We start from the raw sequence: 18,576 nt of genomic DNA, 5'->3' as shown, positions 1-18,576 counted from the left end.
TTCGGCGCACGCGGACGTAGCTCAGTTGGTAGAGCGCAACCTTGCCAAGGTTGAGGTCGCCAGTTCGAACCTGGTCGTCCGCTCCGCACAAGAAGGCCCCGGTCCTGGTGACCGGGGCCTTCTGCTGTCACATCCCCTGAGGCGGCCAGCTCGTGCCGGTCAGGAGCTCGTACGCGTCGAGGTACTTGGCCCGGGTCGCGTCGACGATCTCCTGCGGCAGCGGCGGGGGCGGCTGCTCGCCGTGCCGGTCCCAGCCGGAGGCCGGCGAGGTCAGCCAGTCGCGCACGAACTGCTTGTCGTACGACGGCTGCGCCTTGCCGGGCTCCCAGCTCTCGGCCGGCCAGAAACGCGAGGAGTCGGGCGTCAGCACCTCGTCCGCGAGGATCAGCTCCTCGCCGCCGTCCTCGGTGGGCGCGAAACCGAACTCGAACTTCGTGTCGGCGAGGATGATCCCGCGCTCACGGGCGATGTCCCGGGCGCGGCCGTAGACGTCCAGGGTCGTCCGGCGCAGCAGGGCCGCCGTCTCGGCGCCGACCTCGTGGGCGACCTCCTCGTACGACACGTTCTCGTCGTGATCGCCGACCGCGGCCTTGGTCGCGGGGGTGAAGATCGGCCCCGGGAGCTCGGAGCCGTCGACGAGGCCCTCGGGCAGACCGAGACCGCAGACCGTCCGGGTCGCGTCGTACTCGGTCAGGCCGGAGCCCGTCAGATAACCGCGCGCCACGCACTCGACCTGGACCATCCGCAGCGAACGGCAGATCAGGGTCCGGCCGGCCCAGTCGGCGGGTGCCCCGGCGGGGAGCTCCGCCGACAGCACATGGTTGGGGACGAGATCGGCGAGCTGGTCGAACCACCACAGCGAGAGCTGGGTGAGCACACGGCCCTTGTCCGGGATCTCGGTGGGAAGGACCCAGTCGTACGCGGAGATACGGTCGCTGGCGACCATCACGAGGTCACCCGCCTCGTTCCGGTACAGGTCGCGCACCTTGCCGGTGTGCAGGTGGGTGAGCCCCGGCACCTGCACGGGCTCGGGCTTTTCTACGAAACCGGACACGCTGCCTCCGCGTAGGTTGATCCAGGAGTCGGTCCGATTGTCCCGCATGCGGAGGAGCCGCGCCGCCAGGGGTCGCCCCGTGAACGCGGCTGTGCTCACGGGTGAGGCCGGTTCCTCAGTCCCGCTTGCAGATCCGGTCGAGCAGATTGGCCGTGGCCCGCTGGACACGGGGGTCGATATGGCCCGGACGGTCCAGGGCCGGGGACCAGGCGAAGGTGCCCGAGGCGAAGACGAGCGCGCCCGACGGGGCGCGGTACAGCGAGGTCTCCTGGTGCCGGGTCGCCCCGTCGCCGTCCGTGTACGGGGAATGCGCGAGCAGCATGCGGCTCTCGTGCTCGGGCAGCGCCGTACGCGGGAAGTAGCGGTCGGCCTCGCCGGCCACCAGCCCGTCGATCTCGTCGCCCTCGGCCGCTCCGGTGGCCTCCCAGAGCCAGTGGCTCGCGTTGCGCACGACCAGCGGGTGCGGATCGGGGACCCGGCCGGCGTACTGGATGCCGAGCAGCTGCTGCTCGGGGCGGTCGATCTCCCGCCACAGCGCGGGCTTCCCCGGGCCTCGGCGCTTGCGGCAGGTGAGCAGGCGGTCGGGGACACCGGAGGGGGACGGACCGAGGCCGACCTGCCAGTACATGGTGTTGGCCGAGAGGAACACGAGCGACGTGCCGATGTCCCGCGCCTGCTCGGCCGTACGGCGCATCGGCACCGACCAGTACTCGTCGTGGCCCGGGAAGACCAGGCCCCGGTAGCGGCTGGGGTCGACGCGGCCGGCGTGCAGGTCGCGGGCGTCGGCGTACGCGAGGTCGTAGCCGTAGCGCTCGGCCCAGCGGATGAAGTCGTAGGCGTGGCCGACGTGCAGGGGCAGACCGGCGCCCGCGTAGGGGCGGTCGAAGGAGATGGTGACCGCGGCGTCCTCCTCGCCCAGCAGCCGGCCCTGCTCGTCCCAGGCGTGGTAGAGGCTCGCGCCGGTGCGGCCGTCCTCCGGATAGAGGTTGTAGGCCTGCCAGGTGACGTCGGGGAGCAGGAGCAGCAGGTCCGCCGGGTGGTCGTCGCGGACCGTGAAGGGGACGTGCGAGCGGTGGCCGTCGGCGGTGGTCAGCACGGCGACGTACGCGCCGACCGACCAGTAGCTGGGGATCTGCAGCCGCCAGGAGAGCCACCAGTGGTGGCAGGAGACCGTCCGCTCGGCGGCCATCGGGGCCGGCTGGACGATGCCGGAGAGGCGCGGGCTGGTGGTGATCTTGGCGGCGCCGTCGCCCGCGTAGTGCCCGATGCGGTAGATGTCGACGGAGAACTGCTGGGGCGGGTCCACGGTGATGTGGAAGTCGATCGCCTCGCCCGGTGCGGCGGCGCCGGGGGACACGAACCCCTTGATCTGCTGGTGCACGTCGTCGGCCGTACGCGTGCCGCCGCCCGTCCCGCCGCGGCCGAGGGCCGGGTCCGCGTACCAGGGGACGACCTGGCCGGTGTCGTCGAAGTAGTTCTCGCTGCCGCGCAGCCAGGGCAGCGGGCCCTGCCCGAAGGGGTCGCTCACGGCATGCGCGAGGGCACCCGATTCCCATCGCCGGATCTGCTCCGCCCCCATCCGCGCCCCTCCCTCGTCCCCCGACGTGTCTGCCGCGCCGGTGCCGACGCCACCCCAAGCACATCACATTACGCACGCACCCGGTTACCGTTCGTCGCGATTCGATACGGCGGCAATCCAGCCTTCCAGGTACGGGGAGGATATCCGGGGCATTTCGCCACCTAAGTGGACGGACGGCCGTTCAACTCGCGGCTCCGCCGACCCGGACGCACCTCTCAGCCCAGGCGTACGGGTTTGTCGGTGCGCACGCCCACCGCCGTGAGCCAGGAGCGCAGCGGCTCGGCGTCCCCGTCCTCGACGAGGCTGAGCACGGGCGCGCCGAGGTCCGACCTGCGGCCGCCGTCGACCAGCAGCGCGGGGCCGTCGAGCCAGTCGAGCCCGGGTGCGGCTCCCGCCGTGTCCACGGCCGCGCAGCAGACCATCGCGACGACATGGTCGGCGAGCAGCTCCGTGCCCGTGCGCGGCGGCTGGAGGGGGAAGAGCGGGAGCGGGACGGGGCCCCAGAGGTCGAGCGGGTCGGCGCCCGCGCCGGCCGGCGTGCCGCCGCCGGTACGGGGGTCCGGGGCCGCCTTCTCCTCGTCGCGGGCGACGGCGGCACCGATCCCCGCCGCGAGGGTCTCGCTGTCGGCGCCCGGTGCGGCGAGGTGGTCGATCACCCGGGCCAGCGTGGGCACCGGGGACCCGTCGGCCGGCGTCGAGCCCGGGGCTCCCACGGAGACGCTGCCGGCCACACCCATGGCGTCGAGCACCCGGTGCAGCCGGGCGGCCTCCGTACGCCATTTACGGTCCACGACCTCGTCCGGATACTGCTGCCAGTCGACCGGCGACCAGCCCGGCCCGGGCTCCGCCGGCCCGCCGTGGAAGAGCCGGGCGGCGAGCAGCGAGGCCGCCTCGTCGGCCACTCCGGGCTCCTCGATGAGGTCGCAGGCGGGGCGCTCCCCCAGCCGCGAGGTGAAGCCCTCGGCCAGCCGGTCGCGCCGGGAGAGCTCCGTGAGCGCGGAGACGACACCGGCGTCGAGCCGGGAGGGCCAGCGACCCATCCGCCAGGCGGGCAGCGCCACCCGGGTCAGCAGCCGGTCCCAGCCCGCGTACGCCAGGCCGACCTGCTCCTGGGCGACGATCCGCAGGCTGTAGTCCACCTCCTGGGCCCGCCCCGACGCGGCGGCGGCGACGCAGCGCTCCATCTCCGCCGCGTGACCGCGACAGCCGCGCAGCAGCACCTTGGCGATCCATCCCACGAAGGCCGCGGGGATCCTGCGTACGCGCCCCTGCCCCGGCACGGCGGCGTCCGCGACCGCCGCGTCCAGGCCGCGGACGAAACGGCGGGCGGCGGCTATGTCGGGGTGCGCGGACGGCCCGGTGCCCGCGACGACCGGGGCGAGCACCGCACGCAGCTCGGCGACCCTCATCCACCACAGGAAGGGCGACCCGATCACCAGGACGGGCGCCGCGGGGCTCCGGCGGCGCCCCCTGAGGTCCTTGGCACCCGGCTGGGCGGCGGGGTGCGTACGGTCCTCCAGCCAGCTGTCGCAGTCCGGGGTCAGCGCTATGGCCGACGGCTCCGGGACGTCGAGCCGGTCGGCGAGGTCCCTGACCAGCCGGTAGAGATCGGGGGCCGCGGCCTCGGTGAGAGGCACGGTCGGGCTGACCGCGGGCCTGGCACGCGCCACCGCGACGGCGACCGCCGCGGCGAGCAGCAGGATCACGACGGCGCAGGCCGCCACCGCCCAGCTGACCGTGGACCACACGCCCGGGCCGATGCGCCCCTGGGCGACCGCGACGAGCAGCACGACGGCCGCCGCGGCCGGCAGGATCGCCAGGGCTGTGGCTCTGCTCCGGATGCGCAGCAGGGCCATTGCCCTGGCCCGCGCTGCGTGCGCACCCAGCTCCTCAACCGAACCGGTACCGGACACGGCTGGACGTCACCCCCTCTGCCCCCGCGACGGTGTTGGTCACTCCCCCACTGTGGCACCCGTCACTGACATCGCAATGCCGGTGGGCCAAGTGCCGGAACGCTTGCGCCGCACCCTAGTTGGGGCCTCGGCGGGCGTCATCCGGATGGCCGAGCCGTCACCCGATGGAATGGCTTTGGGCAAAGCTGCTGACGGGCCGGTGCTCACCCGTTCGGTGATACCGGGCCCCTCCACGCCCCGCCTGGAAGGCCCCCGGACATGCCTGCGCCCGACGCCTCCACGGAGGGCCGGGCACAGGGCACGAGCAGGGTGTCAGGCGTGCCTCAGGCCTCTTCGGCGGCCTTGCGGGCGATGTCCGTACGGTGCTGGGAACCGTCGAGGCGGATCCGGCCCACCGCGGCGTAGGCACGCTCACGGGCCTGCGTGAGGTCCTTGCCGGTCGCCGTCACGGAGAGCACGCGCCCTCCGGCGCTGACGACCGTGCCGCCTTCCTGCCGGGTACCGGCGTGCAGGACGAACGCGTGCGGCGCATCCTTGGCCACCACATCGGCGAGGCCCTCGATCGGGTCTCCCGTGCGGGGCGTTCCCGGGTAGTTGTGCGAGGCGATGACCACGGTGACGGCGGCGTCGTCGTGCCACTTCAGCGCGGGTACGGCGTCCAGGGTGCCGTTGGCCGAACCGAGCAGGAGCCCGGCGAGCGGCGTCTTCAGCCGGGCCAGGACCACCTGGGTCTCGGGGTCGCCGAAGCGGGCGTTGAACTCGATGACCCGTACGCCGCGCGAGGTGATCGCGAGGCCCGCGTACAGCAGCCCGGAGAACGGGGTGCCGCGGCGGCGGAGCTCGTCGACGGTCGGCTGCAGGACGGTCTGCATGACCTCGTCGACCAGCTTCGGGTCGGCCCACGGGAGCGGGGAGTACGCGCCCATGCCGCCGGTGTTCGGGCCCTCGTCGCCGTCCAGGGCGCGCTTGAAGTCCTGGGCCGGCTGGAGGGGCAGCACCGTGGTGCCGTCGGTGATGGCGAAGAGGCTGACCTCGGGGCCGTCGAGGAACTCCTCGATGACCACGCGGTCACAGGCCAGGGCGTGGGCACGCGCGGCCTCGACGTCGTCGGTGACGACGACGCCCTTGCCGGCCGCGAGACCGTCGTCCTTCACGACGTACGGGGCGCCGAAGGCGTCCAGCGCCTCGTCGATCTCGGCGGGCGTGGTGCAGACGTAACTGCGGGCGGTCGGGACGTTGGCTCCGGCCATGACGTCCTTGGCGAACGCCTTGGAGCCTTCCAGCCGGGCGGCTTCGCCCGAGGGGCCGAAGCAGGGGATACCGGCCGCGCGCACGGCGTCGGCGACACCGGCGACAAGCGGTGCCTCCGGGCCGACGACCACCAGCTCGGCGCCCAGCTCGGTCGCGAGGCGCGCGACGGCGTCACCGTCGAGCGCGTCGACCGGGTGCAGTTCGGCCACCTCTGCGATTCCGGCGTTGCCGGGGGCGCAGTACAGAGCGGTGACATCGGGGTCGAGGGAGAGAGAGCGGCACAGGGCGTGTTCGCGGGCGCCGCCGCCGATGACGAGGACCTTCACGGGGTGCAGCCTAGCCGCCGGGGGCCGGACGCCTCGACGGGCGCCGCTCCGTGGACAGCCGTGGACAGCCGGGGACGGCCGGGCGCCGCTCCGTGGACAGCGCCGGGGGCGACGGAGGGGCGGCTGTGCGCGTGGTCCGCGGTGGGGCCCGCTCCCGCTCTACTCGTTGGTGAATTCCTCGACGACGGTGGCGCCCAGCTCGCGGACGATCAGGTCGTGCCCGGAGAGCGCGGAGTCGACCAGGTCGGGGTCGTCCGCCTCGGCGGTGTCGTCCTCGGGCGCGACCGACCGCGGCGGCTCGGGGGCCGCACGGTCGTACGAGGACTGGTCGTACGAGGACTGCTCGGGCCGCCCGGACTGCTGCGCCGGAGGCTGCTGAGCGGGCGGTGGGGGCTGCTGCGCGGGTGCGGGGGGCCGGGACTCGTACGACGGAGCCGGCGGCGCGGGCTGCGGCTGGTACGGGGCGGCCGGAGGCCTGCCGCCCCCGCCGCCACCGGTGGGCGCGGGCTGACCGCCGCCGCCCGACGGGTCGACGACCGCGTCGACCCGCCACTTGGCGTTGAACTGCTCGGCAAGCGCCTGCTTGAGCACCTCTTCGCTGCCGCTGCTGGAGAAGGTGTCGCGGGCGCCGGCGTTGAGGAAGCCGAGCTGCAGGGTGCTGCCGTCGAAGCCGGTGACCTGGGCGTTCTGGCTGAGCAGGATCCACGTGAAGCGACGGCGGTTCTTCACCGCCTCGAGGATGTCCGGCCACATGTTCCGCACCTGGGCGGCACCCTGCGCCATGTCCTGCCCCCCGGGGGCGGGCGCCTGCGGGGCCTGCGCGGGAGCGGCCGGGGCCGGTGCCGCCGGAGCGGGCGCCTGGGGTACGCCGCCACCGGGCGCGGAGGCGGTCGGCCAGCCGCCGGGCCGGCGCGCCGGTTCCGCACCGCCGCTGCCGGCTCCGGCCGCCGCGGGCCAGGCGCCGGGGCGCTGACCGGCGGGGGCGGCGGCGGGCTGCTGCGCGGGCGGCTGCTGGGCTGCGGGTGCTTCCTGCGGCGCCGCTGCCGGCTGGGGCTGCTGGACGGCCGGAGGGGCTGCGGCCTCCGCGGCCGCGGGCGCGGCGCGGGGGGCCTCGGCGGGGGCGACGCCCGGAGCGTCGCCCCGGACAGCCGCGCGAGCCGCGGCGGGGCCTCCGCCGCCTGCCGCGGGCATACCGACACCGGGCCCATGGGCCTCAGGCCCCGGTACGTAACCCATGGCGGGCCCGGGACCGGCGGTGGCGAAGGACCCGCCGCGCTCCAGCCGGTCCAGCCGTGCCTGGAACGAACGCTCGTCGTCGAAGGCGGCGGGCAGCAGCACCCGGGCGCAGATCAGCTCCACCTGGAGCCGGGGCGACGTCGCCCCGCGCATCTCGGTGAGCCCTTCGTTGACCAGGTCGGCGGCCCGGCTCAGCTCCGCGGCGCCGAAGACGGACGCCTGCGCCTGCATCCGCTCCACCACATCGGCGGGCGCGTCGATGAGCCCCTTGTCCCCGGCGTCCGGCACGGCGGCCAGGATCACCAGGTCGCGCAGCCGCTCCAGGAGGTCCGCGACGAAGCGCCGGGGGTCGTTCCCGCCCTCGATGACCTGGTCCACGACCTCGAAGGCCGCCGCCCCGTCGCCCGCCGCGAAGGCGTCCACGATGGAGTCCAGCAGGGACCCGTCCGTATAGCCGAGGAGCGAGGTCGCCATGGCGTATGTCACACCGTCGTCGGCAGCGGAGGCCAGCAGCTGGTCCATGACGGACATCGAGTCACGCACGGATCCCGCACCGGCCCGCACCACGAGCGGCAGCACGCCGTCCTCGACCGCGCTGTTCTCCTTGCCGCACACCTCCGCGAGGTAACTGCGCAGCGTCCCGGGCGGCACCAGCCGGAAGGGGTAGTGGTGCGTACGCGACCTGATCGTGCCGATGACCTTCTCGGGCTCGGTGGTCGCGAAGATGAACTTGAGATGCTCCGGCGGCTCCTCGACCACCTTCAGCAGGGCGTTGAACCCGGCCGGGGTGACCATGTGGGCCTCGTCGATGATGTAGATCTTGTACCGGCTCGACGCGGGCCCGAAGAACGCCTTCTCCCGCAGGTCACGGGCGTCGTCCACGCCACCGTGCGACGCGGCGTCGATCTCGATGACGTCGATCGAACCGGGCCCGTTGCGCGCGAGGTCCCGGCAGGACTGGCACTCCCCGCAGGGAGTCGGGGTGGGCCCCTGTTCGCAGTTCAGACAGCGGGCCAGGATGCGCGCACTGGTCGTCTTTCCACAGCCACGCGGCCCGCTGAACAGATACGCGTGATTGACCCGGTTGTTCCTCAGGGCCTGCTGCAACGGGTCAGTGACATGCTCCTGACCGATGACCTCGGCGAAGGACTCGGGGCGATAGCGGCGGTACAGCGCAAGGGACGACACACATACGAGGTTATCGGGGCGGACCGACAACCGGCCCCGCCCCGGACCGGGCGCCCGGCGGGACACCACACCCCGGACACGCAAGGGCCCCCCACGCACCCGCCAGAGCCAACCTACCCTTGCTGCCTTCCGGCCCTGGGGGAGTTCAGTCAGATAGCGCCACGTGAGGGGCTGACGCCCACCTTAACCGATCCCAGCCCCCTGCCGTCCACCCGCTCCCCGCCCACACCCCTCCCGGAGGACGGTCCGGAACGATCTCCGGGGAACGTGTTCGCGAGCACCCTCCAACGTCTTGTATTGTTTGCCGCGGAGGATTCGCCTAGTGGCCTAGGGCGCACGCTTGGAAAGCGTGTTGGGGGCAACCCCTCACGAGTTCGAATCTCGTATCCTCCGCCATTGCTCTCACCGGGCAATACGTCGAAGGCCCCCGCAGCTTGCTGCGGGGGCCTTCGACGTTGATGGTCTCAGTTCTGGTCTCATTCATTTCCGTCATAAGAGACATTTCATTCCGCCGCCTTGCCGTCGCCGGGTCGAGTCACAGGACATCGCCTTCACTCAGAAGCGGGTTTCTGCCGACTCAGGACGCAAGCGTCCCCCGCGATCCGCCATTCTGGGTCTCGCCCATGCCATCGACGCCGGCACAGCCATCACGGTCGAGTACGTCGCCGCCTCGGGCAACCGGACCGTACGTACCCTCAGCGAGCTCGTGCTCGACCCGCCCTACTTGTATGCGTGGTGCCACCTGCGCGACGACGAACGGGTCTTCACCCTCTCCCGCATCCACGGCGTCATGCCCGGGTAGCCGGGATCCGCGTCGTGGCTCGGTGTTCGGCCGGCCACTGCGGCGATGCCCCACGACCAAGCGCTGCGACGAGCCGCCACTACGATCACCGACCATGGACTGGGTCGAGCGCACCGCACAGTTGAGGCAGTGGACGAGGAGCGGGACGCGGGCTCCGCACAAGCCGTTGCTGTTCCTGTACGCGCTCAGCCGGTTCCAGCAGGACGCCGATGACGAGCTGCGGTACAGCGCCGTGGAGGAGGACCTGCGGGGGCTGCTCGCCGAATACGGTCCTGGTAACCGGACGACGCCCGCCTATCCCTTCCATCACTTGGTGAGTGACGGCCTGTGGGAGGTGCGCACCGAGCGCGGGCCGGGCAGCCCCGGGACCGGGGTCAGGGAACTGCGCGCAACCGGCGCCGCTGGGCGGCTGACGCCGGAGCTAAGGGCGGCGCTGCGGCGGGAGCCGTCTCTTCTCGGCCGGATGACACGGGTGCTGCTCGATCTGAACTTCCCGCCCTCCCTCCACGGCGAGCTGTGCGAAGCCGTCGGCCTGGAGCTGGAGGAGGCCGAGACCGCACTGCTCTCGGCCGCGCGCAGGCAGCGGGACCGGCGGATGCGGGAGATGGTCCTTACGGCGTACGAGTACCAGTGCGCCTTCTGCGGGTACGACGGCAGGATCGGCGCGGTGCCGGTCGGGCTTGAGGCCGCCCATGTGCGCTGGTGGGCGTTCGACGGACCGGACGACGTCGAGAACGGGGTGTGCCTGTGCTCGCTGCACCACAAGCTGTTCGACAAAGGCGTACTCGGTCTCGGCGAAGGCCATGGCAAGGGCCACCGCATCCTGGTCTCGCAGAGCTTCGTCGGCCACAGCACCGCCGCCCGCGAGCACGTCATCGCGCTCGCCGGCCGTTCGCTCATCGGCCCCCAGCCGGGCGTCCGCCCCATCGCCGCCGCCCACCGTTCCTGGCACACCAGCCAGGTCTTCTACGGCAGCCCACGTCCCGCCACGACCGCCTGACCGCCGACCTGGCGGTCACGAGAATTGCACTGGTAAGGAGCGCGATACCAAGAGTATGGTCGCTTATATGGCGACGAAGAAGGTAACGGTGACGATTCCCGAGGATCTCCTGGACGAGATCCGTGCGGAGGCGGCAGAACGGGGGATGTCGGCGTACGTCGCCGAGGCGCTGCGCTTCAAGCGCGACCGGGACCGGCTGCGGGAGCTGTCGAACTGGCTGCAGGAGGAACACGGTCCTCTCACCGAGGAAGAGCGCACCACAGCGTTCGAGGAGTTGGAGGGCCTCGACGCCGAGCATGAGCGCCGGCGCGCCACCGGAACGCACGGCGCCGGAGAAGCCGCGTGAGGAAGCGGTCCGGCGAACCCGGGCAGCGGCCGCTACGCGTCTTCGTACTCGACTGCGAAGCCCTGTCCCTGGCCGTACGCGGCGACCGGAAGATGATCGCGTGGCTCGACCTCGCAGCCCGGGGTGAAGCCGAGGTGGTCACGTCTCCGATGACGCTGGTCGAGGCGTACGACGGCAGAACCACCGAGCAGCGCTGGGACTGGGTACTCTCCCGGCTCGAAGTCGCTGACATCGGGAAGGACGAGGCCCGCCAGGCCCGCCGCCTGCTGGCGGATGCCAATCTGCACGGCCACAAGTACGCGATCGACGCGATACTCGCCGTCATCGCGCGCCAGCAGAAGGGGCAGGTCACCGTCTTCACCTCGGATGTGGACGACCTGGAGAGGTTGGTTCCGGAGTCGATCGTCGTCAAGAAGGTATGACCGACCTCCGGTCTCAGTTCTGTATTGCCATCAAGGCCCGCGAAGGCGCGGGTGCGCGCTGGGCACGAGAGGGCAGGCGACGCACGCGCGGACTGTCTCCTCCTGGCGGGCCGAGGCCCGGTGGTGCATGGTCCACAGCCGGGCCTGAGTGGTACAGCTGATCGCAGCAGGTGTCCGACGGCCCATCCGTGGTCTCAGTTCTGGTCTCGTTCGCCTACGTACGGGGCCGTCCAACAGCCCATCCGTGGACCGCTCCGCCACAGGTCAGGACGCACATGACCCCCGCCGGACCCTCAAGCGAACATTTGGAAAGCGTGTTGGGGGCAACCCCTCACGAGTTCGAATCTCGTATCCTCCGCCATTGCTCTCACCGGGCAATACGTCGAAGGCCCCCGCAGCTCGCTGCGGGGGCCTTCGGCGCTCCTGTGACCTCATCTGCACCTTCGGAGCCCTCCCGCCTGCCTGCCTCGGTGTCCCGCGCCGGATCCGGCGAGGCGGCTTCAACCTGGAGCTCTTCGAGAACAAGAGGAACTACCGGCTGCGAGCGCGGCACAGTTCCTGATCGACGCCAGTTCGCTCGCCCGGTTCCTCCACAGCGACGCCGAACGGCTGCCCCGCGCACGGAGCACGTCGCTGAGTCCGGCGAGCAGCAGCCGGTCCTGGGCATCGTCGACGATGGCGCACAGCGCCGTGAGCGGCGCCCGGGAATGCGCCGTTCTTGGTATCAGTGGAGATAGTATCGCCACCGATACCATTGCCTACGGGAGGTCCGTCATGCTCCGCTTCATCGGACGGGACCACGAGCTGAACGTGCTCGGCGGCGCCCTGAAGGCGGTTGAGGATGCGGTCGGGTCGGCGAAGCCCGGGCAGTGCATCCTCATGCGCGGGCGCAGGCGGGTCGGCAAGTCCAGCCTGGTCGAGGAATTTCTCCGGCGCACCGAGGCTCCGAACCTCTTCTTCACCGCTGCGGGCGGCACCGAGGAGAGCGAGCTGGACGAGTTGCTCGACGCCGTCGCCCGATCCACGCTTCCTGAGCGGAAGCTGTTCTCGGAGGAGACCCCGGAGCAGTGGAACGCGGCATTCAGGCTGCTCGCGGAGCTCCTTCCCGATGACAGGCCGAGCGTGGTCGTCATCGATGAGGTGCCGTATCTCATGGATCGCATCGACGCCTTCGAAGGCATGCTCCAGCGGGCGTGGGACCGCCTGCTCAGCCGTAAACCCGTGCTCCTCCTCCTGGTCGGGTCCGACCTGTCGATGATGGAGGCGCTGAACAGCTACGACCGCCCGTTCCACCAGCGTGGCCGGGAGATGGTCGTGGGGCCGCTGAACCCGGCCGACATCGGCGAGATGCTCGGCCTTCCGCCTGCGGCCGCCTTCGACGCCTCCTTGATCACGGGCGGTCTCCCGTTGATCTGTGCGGAGTGGCGCCCCGGAGCGGACATCTGGGAATTCCTCCGTGACTCGCTGGACAACCCGGTCTCGGCGCTGCTGGTCTCCGCCGAGCGCTCACTGGCCTCGGAGTTCCCACCGCGGGCGATGAGCAGGGAGGTCCTGCGGGCCATCGGAAGCGGGGAGCGGACCTTCACCAACATCGCGCGTGCAGCCGGCGGCATCGCCCACACCACTCTCACCCGGGCCACGGACGTTCTGACCGAGAAGCGGGTGGTGGCAGCCGAACTGCCCCTCTCGCTGCGGCCGTCGAAAGAACGCCGCTACCGGGTCGCCGATCCCTACCTGCGGTTCTGGCTCGCGTTCCTGGATCCGCACATGGCGGAGATCGAGCGGATGCGAGGAGATCTCACGCTGAGCCGGATCAAGGAGCGGTGGACGAGCTGGCGGGGCCGTGCGATCGAGCCCTTGGTACGGGAATCCCTCGCCCGCCTCCTGCCGGACGGGCTTCTGCCCGCCGCTCCGGCGATCGGCGGCCACTGGACCCGCAGCAACGACATCGAGATCGACCTGGTGGGCGCCGACCGGCAGCCGGTGGCGCGGCAGCTGCTCTTCCTGGGCTCGGTCAAGTGGCTGGAGAATTCCGCGTTCGACGACCACGACCTCGCCGCACTGCAGAAGCACCGTGCGGCGATCACCGATGAGCCGGTCCCGCTCGTGGCGGTCTCGCGCAACGGAACCAGCTGCAAGGGGCTTCATGCGGCGTACGGACCCGACGTACTGCTCGGAGCATGGCGCAGGGCGTAAGAGGCCACGACACACCGGTGGCCTCCGCGATGAGTTTTCGCTGCCCGTGCAGTCTCATTGCTGACATCCGGATCAGGAGGAGAACACGTGGAACAGCTGCTGAAAGTCCAGAACTTCACCGTGTCCAGCGACGGGTTCGGCACCGGTGAGCACCAGAGTCTGGAGAGGCCGTTCGGGGACGCCGATCCCGGGGCCCTGATGTCCTGGGCCGGTGCCACGGCGAGCTGGCCCAATCGCACCGATCCCGGGGGGAGCCGTGGTCTCGACGACTACTTCACACGGGACTTCACACACAACATCGGCGCGGAGATCATGGGCCGCAACAAGTTCGGGCCCTACCGCGGGCCCTGGGAGAACGAGGAGTGGCGTGGCTGGTGGGGCGACGAACCCCCCTTCCACACCCCGGTGTTCGTCCTGACCCACCATGAGCGCCCCTCGTTCACCCTCTCCGACACCACGTTCCACTTCGTCGGCGGCGACCCCGCCCACGTCCTCGAAAAGGCGCGGGAGGCGGCGCAGGGCAAGGACGTACGGCTCGGGGGCGGGCCCTCCACCGTCCGGCAGTTCCTCGACGCCGGCCTCGTCGACACCCTGCACATCGTGGTCGCGCCGGTGAAGATCGGAGCCGGGGTACGGCTCTGGGAGTCGCCCGACGAGTTGCTCGACCGGTACCACCTGGAGGTCGTGCCCAGCCCCAGCGGCGTGACGCACCACCTCTTCTGGCGCAGGTGACACGAGGGCGTCCCCCGGGGCGGCGATGCTGTTCGGCAACTGCCTTGCGGTAGGCGGGAGTCCGGTCCGCCGGTGCTTCGCTCACCCGGAGCGCCGACCGGTGACTGGCACCTACAACCATCGGTCCCGGCCGTGAGTCTGGCCCCGTAGCGGGCCGGTCGTACGCCTCGTACGACCCCCGGGATGCCTTCTCACCGCAAAGGAACGCTCACTGATGCTTGCACGGCACCTCATGCGCACGGCGGCCGTCTCATTGGCTCTGGCCTCCACCCTGCTCACCGCCGGCGGGGCGGGAGCGGCCGAGGTCTCCGGCTGGGAGGTGTCCCTCTCCGGGGACAGCCCCGCCGGTTCCCTGATGTCCGTGTCCTCCGTCGACGACGATCTCGCGTGGGCCGTCGGCCGCAAGGCCAGCCAGGGCGTCATCATGCGCTGGGACGGCGAGCAGTGGAGCGAGGACACCGCTCCGGGGCTACCCGACGTCTGGCAGTGGTCGGCGGTCAGCGCCGTGGCCGCCGACGACGTCTGGGCCTACGGGACACTGGTCAGGGACCAGGTGCTCGCCCACTACGACGGCGAACGCTGGAGCCGCGTCGCCACCACCGGTCCCTCCGACGACTCCTGGCCCGAGGTGCCGATCGACGCCGTCCCCGGACGGCTCTTCAAGGGCGGCAACGCGCTCTACACCTACTCCGGCGGTACGTGGAAGACCTTCGCGCTGCCCCGGCTCGTCGACATCAGGGACATCGACGCGATCTCGGCGGACGACGCCTACGCCACGGGCATGAAGTACCCGGTGAACGGCGGCCACCCGGTGACGTACCACTGGGACGGCAACACCTGGACGCTGATGGATGAGCCGCCCGTGCCCGCTGGTACGGACACCGCCAAGATCGCGGCCGTGGCGCCGGACAGCGTCTACGTCGCCGGATGGGCCACCGGACCCGATGCCGACCCGCCCGTGCCGAGCGTCACGCACTGGGACGGCACGGCCTGGGAGGACATCACGGGGGAGCTCTCCGACCTGTACCTCCACGCGATCGCTCCCGACGGACGGGGCGGGCTCTGGGTGACAGGCAACGACCAGGCCGAACCCGCCCACTCCGAGGCGGTCCTCTGGCACTTCGACGGCACCACCTGGACCAAGGAGGCAGGGGCACCGGCTCCCGACGGCGACACCCGGTGGCCCTCGTACACCTTCTACGACCTGGCACCGGCCGGCGGATCCGGCGCATTCTGGGCCGTCGGTGACTACTCCACACCCATGGACGCGCAGGGCGACCAGACGGTCAACGGCCTGATCGAGCGGTCCACGGCGTCCACCGTCACGGCACCCACCGGGACCGTCGCCGGCCACTGAGCACACGGACCACCGCGCCCTGCGCCCCGGCGGTCACCGCCGGGGCGCAGGGCTCAGCGCACTTCCTGGATGCGGATCTGGTTGCCCGCCGGGTCGCGGAAGGCGCAGTCGCGGACGCCGTACGGCTGCTCGGTCGGCTCCTGGATGACATCGGCGTCGCCGGCCTGCAGCTTCTCGAAGGTGGCGTCCAGGTCCCCGGTGGCCAGGAGGATCCAGCCGTACGTTCCCTTCGCCATCATCTCGACGACGGTACGGCGCTCCTCCTCGGTGATGCCCGGGTCGGCGGCCGGGGGTGCCAGCAGGATGGAGGTGCCGGGTTGGCCGACGGGGCCGACCGTGATCCAGCGCATCGTGCCGCTTCCGACGTCGCTGCGGACCTCGAAGCCGAGGGTGTCGCGGTAGAAGGCGAGGGACGCGTCCGGGTCGTCGTGCGGGAGGACGCTCGTGTGAATGGTGATGTCCATGGCGCTCACGCTAGCGGCGGCTCGGGGGTGCGGGCTTCTCTGTTCCTGATCGGTCGGGTCACCTGTTTCGCCACGCACGGCGGCACCCCCGCCGCGCCGCCCGCCGCCCGGCGTCGGTAGGTGCTGGGCGGCATGCCGACCAGCTCGGTGAACCGGGTGCTGAAGGTGCCCAGCGAGGAGCAGCCGACCTCGAAGCAGACCTCCGTGACACTGAGGTCCCCCCGGCGCAGCAGCGCCATCGCGCGTTCGATGCGCCGGGTCATCAGATAGCCGTACAGGGATTCGCCGTAGGCGAGCCGGAACTGGCGGCTGAGGTGTCCGGCCGACATGTTCACGCCCCGGGCGAGCGCCTCGACGTCCAGCGGTCGCGCGTACTCCCGGTCCATCCGGTCACGGACGCGGCGCAGCAGGGCCAGGTCGCGCAGGCGCTGGGCCTCGGTGGGTCTGCTCGTCACGTGCCCGATCGTGCCACGCCGGGGTGGAGCGGCTCAGCGGTTCGGATCGACGGGGCGTGTGCCGCGCCGGGCGCGCCTCAGTGCGTGGCCTTCTCCCACTCGAAACCGTCCGGGTCGGTGAAGGGCCCGATGTCGCTGCCGAGCGCGATCCGGTGCGACCCGGTGCCGTCCGGCGGCACCCCGGCGTCCTTGGCCAGGGCGCGACGGCCGTAGAGCGCCAGGGTGACGGGGCTCGACGCCGTGTCGAACTCGACGTACTTGCGGCCGAAGCTCTTTGCGACGGTGAGCCCCTGGCCGACGTAGAACCGTTTGCTCGCGAGTACGTCCTCTGCTCCCAGCAGGAGCACGAAGCGGTCGATCTGCCGGGTGGCGGGGCCCTTGTCCTTCTTCGCCGAGGTGGCAATCTTCCAGAGCGTCCCGTCGGGGGCCCGTACGACGCCGCCGTACCCCCAGAGCGACTTCGTGGCCGCCTTCACCGTCGAGGCGCCGGCGTCCAGGGCGGCGTCGATGAGGCCGTCGACGGTGGACGGCTGGGAGACCGTGAGCGACAGCGTGAAACCGCGGAAGCCGGTGGTCGGCGCCTGAGAATCCCGTACGCGCAGCTCGGGGCCCAGGCCGAAGGCGGTGGCGTAGAAGTGTTCGGCGGCGGTGGGGTCGGCCACCTCGAGGGTGACGGATGCGATGGAAGCCATGGAACGAAGCTATGGCGGCTCCGCGCCGCGCGCTTCTCGAATCCTGACCGCTTCGGGTCCGGTCGGCTGCCGGCCCGGACGCATGAGAAATTCCCGGATCGTCACCATCGATGGCAGCTACTGACATCGACAGTAACAGCCGACGACAGTCACTGCCATCGCGTAGGATCGCCCCATGGGTAGATGGGAGCCGAACGCACGGGGGCGCCTGGCGGAAGCGGCGTTGGAGCTCTACAGCGAGCGTGGCTTCGAGCAGACCACCGTGGCGGAGATCGCCAAGCGGGCCGGGCTCACGGAGCGGACCTACTTCAGGCACTACGCCGACAAGCGCGAGGTGCTGTTCGGGGGCTCCGAACTGCAGGACCTGCTGGTCGGGGTCGTCGCCGGCGTACCGGAGTCCACGGCGCCGATCGACGCGCTGGCGGTGGGCCTGGACGCGCTCTCCGAGATGTTCGACGACCGCCGTGAGTACGCGCGCAAGCGGCAGGCCGTGATCGCGGCGAACCCGGAGCTCCAGGAGCGCGAGCTGATCAAGCTCGCCTCGCTGTCGGCCGCGCTGGCCGGCACCCTGCGCCTGCGGGGTGTCCCGGAGCCGGCCGCGAGTCTGACCGCCGAGGCGGGGATCGCCGTCTTCAAGGTCGGATTCGAGCGGTGGATCGCGGAGTCCGAGGACCGCGCGATGGCGCCGGTCATGCGGGAACTGCTGGATGAGCTCAAGGCCGTGACGGCGGGCGGGCACGGCTCGTAGGAAGCCCGGCGGATCTCAGCTGCCGAAGGAGAGGTCCCTCGTCACACGGTCCGCCGACGCCAGCAGGTTCGCGCGGACCTGGCTGGTGCGGTACATCCGGTCCGCCCGGAAGGAGACGCCGAGCGACCCCAGCGTGCCGCCCCGGTACACGGGCACCGCGATGCACACCGTGCCGAGGTCGTACTCCTCCCGGTCCATCATCACCGGTGCCGGGAGAGATTCGAGCTGCTGGATCAGCTCCTCGCGGTGCGTGATCGTACGGGGGGTGAGGTCGGCGAGGGTGTGCCGCGAGAGGTACTCGCCACGCGCCTCCTCGTCCATCTCCCGCAGGACGCACTTGCCGAGCGCCGTGGCGTGCCCGGCGTCCTGGAATCCCACCCAGAGGTCGACCCGGGGCGTCTGCGGGCTGTCGACGATCTCGGCGATCCTGATCTCGCCCTCCTCGTAGAAGGTGAGGTAGGCGGCGGCCGACAGATCGTCCCGCAGTGCGGCGAGGGCCGGGCGGGCCAGCCCGGCCAGTCCCTGGGCGGCGTGGTTGCCGTGCGGCACGTCGCCCAGGACGAAGCCGCCGTCGTCGAGCCTGCGGAGATAGCCGTCCCTCGTGAGGGCCCGCAGCACCTCCAGGGCGGTGTCCTGAGGCAGCCCCGCCCGGCGCGCCAGCTCGTTCGCGGGCGCGCCGCTCGCATGCGCGGCCACAGCCTCCATCAGGCGGAACGCGTGCTGGACAGCATCGATCGGAGTGTGGCCCGCTCGGTCACCCATGCCACAAGCTTGGACCCGCGGCCGGGAGGCAGCAAGGCAGGGACCGTGGCGAC

The 18,576-nt window shown here is 71.4% G+C and carries 17 protein-coding genes, 2 tRNA genes and 1 other RNA gene; 10 read left to right on the top strand and 10 right to left on the bottom strand.

The annotated features are described in order from the left end of the window. Positions 1-10 precede the first annotated feature (10 nt). A tRNA-Gly gene (locus ACIRD8_RS33060) sits at positions 11-83 on the top strand. A gap of 44 nt (positions 84-127) precedes the next feature. On the opposite strand, the gene ACIRD8_RS33055 is transcribed toward ACIRD8_RS33060, so the two are convergent. From ACIRD8_RS33055 to ffs, 6 genes are all read right to left on the bottom strand, one after another. Beyond that, a complete protein-coding gene (locus tag ACIRD8_RS33055) occupies positions 128-1,054 on the bottom strand; it encodes a phosphoribosylaminoimidazolesuccinocarboxamide synthase (RefSeq protein WP_403999918.1) in 927 nt (308 codons plus the stop codon). Positions 1,055-1,169: 115 nt separating this feature from the next. Next, entirely contained in the window at positions 1,170-2,633 is a 1,464-nt protein-coding gene (locus ACIRD8_RS33050) for a N,N-dimethylformamidase beta subunit family domain-containing protein (RefSeq protein ID WP_403999915.1), read from the bottom strand. A 215-nt stretch (positions 2,634-2,848) separates the two neighbouring features. Continuing rightward, positions 2,849-4,546 (bottom strand): hypothetical protein, encoded by a 1,698-nt coding sequence (locus ACIRD8_RS33045; protein WP_403999912.1) that lies wholly within the window; start codon positions 4,544-4,546, stop codon positions 2,849-2,851. A 323-nt stretch (positions 4,547-4,869) separates the two neighbouring features. After that, positions 4,870-6,123, bottom strand: coding sequence for a phosphoribosylamine--glycine ligase (purD, locus tag ACIRD8_RS33040; RefSeq protein WP_403999909.1), 1,254 nt, complete (start codon positions 6,121-6,123; stop codon positions 4,870-4,872). 159 nt (positions 6,124-6,282) lie between these two features. Further along, positions 6,283-8,547, bottom strand: a complete 2,265-nt coding sequence (locus ACIRD8_RS33035) for a DNA polymerase III subunit gamma and tau (RefSeq protein WP_403999906.1) — start codon at positions 8,545-8,547, stop codon at positions 6,283-6,285. 79 nt (positions 8,548-8,626) lie between these two features. After that, positions 8,627-8,723, bottom strand: an RNA gene (ffs, locus tag ACIRD8_RS33030) — signal recognition particle sRNA small type. Between the two features lie 132 nt (positions 8,724-8,855). Here ffs and ACIRD8_RS33025 point away from each other — a divergent pair. From ACIRD8_RS33025 to ACIRD8_RS32990, 8 genes are all read left to right on the top strand, one after another. Next, positions 8,856-8,943, top strand: a tRNA-Ser gene (locus tag ACIRD8_RS33025). Further along, on the top strand, positions 8,897-9,349 hold the full coding sequence (locus ACIRD8_RS33020) for a WYL domain-containing protein (protein WP_404000065.1): 453 nt from the start codon (positions 8,897-8,899) through the stop codon (positions 9,347-9,349). The genes ACIRD8_RS33025 and ACIRD8_RS33020 overlap by 47 nt, the downstream gene beginning before the upstream one ends. 94 nt (positions 9,350-9,443) lie before the next feature. Beyond that, positions 9,444-10,349 carry a phosphorothioated DNA-binding restriction endonuclease gene (locus tag ACIRD8_RS33015; protein WP_403999903.1) on the top strand — a complete coding sequence of 302 codons (906 nt, stop codon included), beginning with the start codon at positions 9,444-9,446 and terminating at the stop codon, positions 10,347-10,349. Between the two features lie 67 nt (positions 10,350-10,416). Continuing rightward, the gene (locus ACIRD8_RS33010) at positions 10,417-10,695 is read left to right on the top strand and encodes a CopG family transcriptional regulator (protein WP_356319189.1); all 279 of its coding nucleotides are present in this window, start codon (positions 10,417-10,419) and stop codon (positions 10,693-10,695) included. Continuing rightward, positions 10,692-11,117, top strand: coding sequence for a PIN domain-containing protein (locus ACIRD8_RS33005; RefSeq protein WP_173314242.1), 426 nt, complete (start codon positions 10,692-10,694; stop codon positions 11,115-11,117). The genes ACIRD8_RS33010 and ACIRD8_RS33005 overlap by 4 nt, the downstream gene beginning before the upstream one ends. A gap of 774 nt (positions 11,118-11,891) precedes the next feature. Continuing rightward, on the top strand, positions 11,892-13,313 hold the full coding sequence (locus ACIRD8_RS33000) for an ATP-binding protein (protein WP_403999898.1): 1,422 nt from the start codon (positions 11,892-11,894) through the stop codon (positions 13,311-13,313). 87 nt (positions 13,314-13,400) lie between these two features. Then, positions 13,401-14,045 (top strand): dihydrofolate reductase family protein, encoded by a 645-nt coding sequence (locus tag ACIRD8_RS32995; protein WP_403999894.1) that lies wholly within the window; start codon positions 13,401-13,403, stop codon positions 14,043-14,045. 214 nt (positions 14,046-14,259) lie between these two features. Beyond that, positions 14,260-15,402 (top strand): hypothetical protein, encoded by a 1,143-nt coding sequence (locus ACIRD8_RS32990; RefSeq protein ID WP_403999891.1) that lies wholly within the window; start codon positions 14,260-14,262, stop codon positions 15,400-15,402. A 53-nt stretch (positions 15,403-15,455) separates the two neighbouring features. On the opposite strand, the gene ACIRD8_RS32985 is transcribed toward ACIRD8_RS32990, so the two are convergent. The 3 genes from ACIRD8_RS32985 to ACIRD8_RS32975 all read right to left on the bottom strand — a co-directional run bounded on the left by ACIRD8_RS32985 (position 15,456) and on the right by ACIRD8_RS32975 (position 17,013). Further along, positions 15,456-15,866 (bottom strand): VOC family protein, encoded by a 411-nt coding sequence (locus tag ACIRD8_RS32985; RefSeq protein WP_403999888.1) that lies wholly within the window; start codon positions 15,864-15,866, stop codon positions 15,456-15,458. Positions 15,867-15,871: 5 nt separating this feature from the next. Beyond that, a complete protein-coding gene (locus tag ACIRD8_RS32980) occupies positions 15,872-16,321 on the bottom strand; it encodes a helix-turn-helix transcriptional regulator (protein WP_403999885.1) in 450 nt (149 codons plus the stop codon). Between the two features lie 77 nt (positions 16,322-16,398). After that, positions 16,399-17,013 carry a glyoxalase gene (locus tag ACIRD8_RS32975; RefSeq protein WP_403999878.1) on the bottom strand — a complete coding sequence of 205 codons (615 nt, stop codon included), beginning with the start codon at positions 17,011-17,013 and terminating at the stop codon, positions 16,399-16,401. A 175-nt stretch (positions 17,014-17,188) separates the two neighbouring features. Here ACIRD8_RS32975 and ACIRD8_RS32970 point away from each other — a divergent pair, with 175 nt between their 5' ends. Beyond that, complete coding sequence (locus ACIRD8_RS32970) at positions 17,189-17,761, top strand: TetR/AcrR family transcriptional regulator (RefSeq protein WP_403999875.1); 573 nt, start codon at positions 17,189-17,191, stop codon at positions 17,759-17,761. 15 nt (positions 17,762-17,776) lie between these two features. Here ACIRD8_RS32970 and ACIRD8_RS32965 read toward each other — a convergent pair whose 3' ends face one another. Then, the gene (locus tag ACIRD8_RS32965) at positions 17,777-18,523 is read right to left on the bottom strand and encodes an IclR family transcriptional regulator (RefSeq protein ID WP_403999872.1); all 747 of its coding nucleotides are present in this window, start codon (positions 18,521-18,523) and stop codon (positions 17,777-17,779) included. Positions 18,524-18,576: the final 53 nt, after the last annotated feature.

Origin of the sequence: Streptomyces sp. NPDC102451 (assembly GCF_044765485.1) — a bacterium.
Lineage (GTDB): Bacteria > Actinomycetota > Actinomycetes > Streptomycetales > Streptomycetaceae > Streptomyces.
Note: the sequence above shows the minus strand (reverse complement) of the source record. Positions and strands in the feature narration are given on the sequence as shown.